The sequence below is a fragment of the Actinocrinis sp. genome (genome assembly GCF_035605935.1).
Lineage (GTDB): Bacteria > Actinomycetota > Actinomycetes > Streptomycetales > Catenulisporaceae > Actinocrinis.
On sequence record NZ_DATNGK010000253.1, the window covers coordinates 1 to 4277 of the forward strand.

At 67.2% G+C, this 4277-nt stretch carries 3 protein-coding genes; all 3 read left to right on the forward strand.

Annotation, left to right across the window (positions count from 1 at the left end):
* On the forward strand, positions 1–187 hold a 187-nt coding region (locus tag VN779_RS20100), incomplete at its 5' end, for a ricin-type beta-trefoil lectin domain protein (protein ID WP_325725638.1).
* Between the two features lie 91 nt (positions 188–278).
* Entirely contained in the window at positions 279–2453 is a 2175-nt protein-coding gene (locus tag VN779_RS20105; protein ID WP_325725640.1) for an RICIN domain-containing protein, read from the forward strand.
* Positions 2454–2615: 162 nt separating this feature from the next.
* On the forward strand, positions 2616–4277 hold a 1662-nt coding region (locus tag VN779_RS20110; protein ID WP_325725644.1), incomplete at its 3' end, for an Ig domain-containing protein.

Consider the following 4277-nt stretch of genomic DNA (forward strand, 5'->3'; position numbering starts at 1 on the left):
CAAGGCCATCATCTGGTCCTGCAACGGCCAAACCAACCAGCAATGGAACCTCAACGCCAACGGCACCATCACCGGCGTCCAATCAGGCCTCTGCCTCGATGTCACCGGAGCATCCACCGCCAACGGCGCGCTGGTCGAACTATGGTCCTGCAACGGCGGCAGCAACCAGCAATGGACCCTCGGATAGGCGTCTTCGGGTCCTGATCTAACCCTGATCCGGCCCTGATTCAACCGGAATCAGGGCTGGTTCAACCTCATAAGTGGAAAGGAGCGGGAGCATGCCCGCACCGACAAGACGCACCGGTCACCGCGTAGGCGTGTCACTCACCGCATGCATGAGCGTGCTCGGCGCGTGCGCGCTGGCGGTCGTGCTCCCCTCCGCTCCCGCGTACGCGGCGGACACCGCGTCTATCAACGGAGCGACGACGTACCAGACCATGGCCGGCTTCGGCGCCTCGGAGGCGTTCGGCCAGGCGAGCGCGGTGATGAACGCCTCGTCGTCGGTTCAGCAGCAGGTGCTGGCCGACCTGTACAGCCCGACCACCGGTGCCGGTCTGACCATCCTGCGCAACGAGATCGGCGCGGATCCGGGCAACAGCATCGAGCCGAACAACCCGGGCGGCCCGAACGCGACCCCGAACTACCTGCCGCTGTCGCAAACCAACCAGGACCAGGGTCAGCTGTGGTTCGCCCAGCAGATCAAGAGCCGCTACGGCGTCACGAACATCTACGGCGATGCCTGGAGCGCGCCGGGTTACATGAAGACCAACGGCTCCGCTGTCAACGGCGGCCAGGTCTGCGGCTCTACCGGAGCGTCCTGCTCCAGCGGCGACTGGCGTCAGGCGTACGCGAACTACCTGGTGCAGTACGGCAAGGACTACGCCGCCGCCGGCGTGCCGCTGACCTACCTCGGACCCTCTAACGAGCCGGACTACAGCACCAACTACGACAGCATGACCATGAGCCCGGCCCAGATGGCCAGCGTGGTCGACGTACTCGGGCCGACGGTGAAGAACTCCGGGCTGCCCACCCAGGTCTCCTGCTGCGCCCCCACCGGCTGGCCGAAGGCCGGCCAGTACGCCCAGGCGATCGAGGCGGACCCCACGGCGCTGGCCTACACCGCCGTGGCTACCGGCCATGGCTACAGCGGCGCGCCGACCTCACCGCTGCCTGGCTGGAACAAACCGGCCTGGGAGACTGAGTGGTCGACCTTCGACGGCTTCAACAGCGCCTGGGACGACGGCTCGGACGCCTCCGGAATGACGTGGGCCCAGCACATCCATCAGGGCCTGACCGGCGCGAACGTGAGCGCGTACCTGTACTGGTGGGGCAGCACGTCGGGGAACGGCGACAACGAAAGCCTGGTGCAATTCAGCGGCTCTTCGGTCATGCCGACCGGCCGCCTGTGGGCCTTCGGCAACTACAGCCGCTACATCCACCCCGGCGCCGTGCGCATCGGCGCGAACAGTTCCAACAGCGCGGTGGATCTGAGCGCGTTTAAGAACACTGATGGCTCACTGTCCGTCGTGGCGCTCAACACCGGCAGCGGCGCCGACTCGATCACCTATTCGCTGTCCAACACCGGCGTCGCGAACGGCGCGACGGTGACCCCGTATCTGACCAACAACTCGAACAGCATTGCGGCTCAGGCTTCGACGACGGTCGGCAACGGCGCCTTCACCGCGACCGTGCCGGGCCGCTCGCTCGTGACGTACGTGATCCAGGGCGGCACCGTCGGCGGCAACACCGTCACGGTAACCAACCCAGGCAGCCAGTCCGGGACGGTCGGCCAGGCGGTCAACGGCCCGCAGATTCAGGGCACTGACTCGGCGGCCGGCCAGACGCTCACCTACACGGCCAGTGGTCTTCCCACCGGGCTGTCGATCTCCTCGTCCGGCTTGATCACCGGGACACCGAGCGCCGCGGGCACGTTCACCGCGACGGTCACCGCGACCGACTCGACCGGCGCGTCAGGGTCCGCATCGTTCACCTGGACGATCAGCGGCGGCACCGGCGGTGGCTTCCCGACCGGCTACCACCAGCTGGTGGTAGCGAAAGACAGCCTGTGCCTCGACGTGTACGGAAACAATTCCACCGCCGGGGCGGCGATCGACCAGTGGACCTGCAACGGCCAGTCCAACCAGCACTTCCAGTTCGTTCCGATCGCCGGCGGCTACGGCGAGATCCAGGCCCAGAACTCGGGCCAGGACGTGACCGTTCTGAACAGCTCCACAGCGCAGGGCCAAACGGACATCGTCCAGCAACCGGTCAGCGGCAACGCCGCCAGCCTGTGGCTGCCCCAGCAGCAATCCGACGGCTCCTGGCAGTTCAAGAACCAGAACAGCGGCCTGTGCCTCGACATCTACGGCGCGGGCAGCAACACCGGCCAGCAGCTGGACCAGTGGCCGTGCAAGAACGCCCCGGGTACGAACCAGGACTTCAACCCGCGCTGACCGATCGCGCTTGCGAATCAAGGAGGACACAGCTCGGTTGAACCGCCGAAAGACACTCCGGCGCGCCGCCGCGGCGACCCACTCGGTCGCCGCGCGCGGCGCACAACCGGTCCAGCGAGTAACGCGGCAGCGTTGTCGCGACATACCCACGGAGGAAAGTCAATGAGGACACTGACCGCACTGAGAAAGAGACCAGGCCGACTGGCCATGGCGGCCGGCACCGCCCTGGCTCTGACGATCCCACTGCTCGCGCCCGCGGCGGGCCACGCCGCGTCGGGCGAGTCGCTCAGTGTGGACCTCTCCTCGACCCGCGGGGCGGTCACCGGGGTCGGCGAAGGGTTCCTGTACGGGATCAGCCAGGACGCCAGCCAGCCCTCGGACCAGTTGCTCCAGCCGCTGAACATCACCGCGTACCGCGGCGGCGGGCACGCCTCTGGCGGCTGGATCGCGGACAACTACACCTACGGCAACGCGACGAAGGCCGACGTCAACGAGGTCCTCGCGCAGGCGCGCCGGTTGACTCAGGGCTCGTACCACGCGCAGTACCAGGTGATCCTGAGCGACATGTACGGCGCGGACGGCGGCCAGCCGAGCAACACGATGTTCCCGTGCGACAACGGCAACTGCTCGAACTGGACCAGCTACATCGACTCCGTGGTCGGCGCGTTGCAGGGCTCGGGGCTCAAATTCGCCTACGACATCTGGAACGAGCCGGATATCTCCGCGTTCTGGACGCGCGGTATGAACAGCACGCAGTACTTCAACATGTGGGACACCGCGTACCGGGAGATCCGCAAGGTCGCGCCGAGCGCGACGATCGTCGGCCCGTCGATCGCGTTCACCCCGCTGGCCAATCCGGGCGAGTGGTCGACCTGGCTTTCGCACGTGAAGTCGGCGAGCACGGTGCCGGACATGATCACCAACCACGACGAAGGCGACGTCGACGATCCGGTCGCGATCTCGAACGCGCTCAACAACGCGCTGTCGTCGGCGGGGATCGGCGCTCGCCCGTTGTCGGCCAACGAGTACCAGCCGGCCGACCGGCAGACCGCCGGCGTGACCGCGTGGTACCTGGCGCGCTTCGCGCAGTCGGGATACGCCAACGCGATGCGTGGCAACTGGGTCTGCTGCGAGACGCCGAACCTGACCGGCGTGCTGACCAACAGCGGCGGCTCCTGGCAGCCGACCGGCGGTTGGTGGGCGATGCGTGACTACGCGGACATGACCGGCACGCTGGTCAGCACCTCGGGCCAGGTCGGCTCGACCGCCATCTCCGCGTCCGAGGACAGCGCCAACAAGCGCGTCGTAGCGATCATCGGCGATAGCAACGGCTACACCGGAAGCGCCTCGGTCACCTTCAACGGCCTGGCCACCCAGCCCTGGCTGGGCAGCTCCGTGAACGTGGTCGTCCAGCGCATCCCCGACCAGGCGCCGCTCAGCTCCCCGCAGGTCGTGGTCAATCAGGCCATGAACACCAGCAGTGGCTCGATCACCGTGCCGTTCAACTTCCAAGCCTCCCACGACGCCTTCGCCGTGTACCTGACGCCCAACGGCTCAAGCAGCGGCAACACAGTGACCGTTACAAACCCGGGGAACCAGACCGCAGCGGTGGGCACCGCGATCACCCCGGTCCAGATTCAGGCCACCGACTCGGCGTCCGGACAGACCCTGACCTTTGGCGCGACCAGCCTGCCTCCGGGCCTGTCGATCTCCGCCAGCGGCCTGATAACCGGCACGCCCACCTCGGGCGGCACCTACACCCCGATCGTCGTCGCCACTGACGCCAGCGGCGCCGCCGGTTCCACCAGCTTCACTTGGACCATC